At 65.7% G+C, this 315-nt stretch carries 1 protein-coding gene; it reads right to left on the bottom strand.

Translation table 11 applies throughout. The features are described from left to right. On the bottom strand, positions 1–315 hold a 315-nt coding region (locus EN874_RS32930; RefSeq protein ID WP_210238602.1), incomplete at both ends, for a hypothetical protein.

Genomic DNA, 315 nt, shown 5'->3' with positions numbered 1-315 from the left:
GGTCAGTTCCTTCGCGCCCGGCAGGTCGGCCAGCACGGGAACGTTCACTTCCAGGTAGGCTTCGTTGACGGTGTAGTCACCGCCGGTCGGGCCAGCGGCCAAGTTGGTGGTCGCGCCGGTCTGGGCCAGGGCATCCGGGGTGTACTTGCCTTCTTCCTTGCGGCTTTCCACGCCGAACGCGAAGCCGCGGTCGCCGGCCGGCAGGGTCACGATGCTGCCGGCGATGTTGGCAAAGAAGTTCTTGGAGGTGGTGCGGCCCTTGGTGATCTCTTCCGGGAACAGCCACGCCTGCAGTTCTTCGTTGCCGTACAGGCC

This window comes from Mesorhizobium sp. M1D.F.Ca.ET.231.01.1.1, assembly GCF_003999155.2.
Classification (GTDB): Bacteria; Pseudomonadota; Alphaproteobacteria; order Rhizobiales; family Rhizobiaceae; genus Mesorhizobium.
Note: the sequence above shows the minus strand (reverse complement) of the source record. Positions and strands in the feature narration are given on the sequence as shown.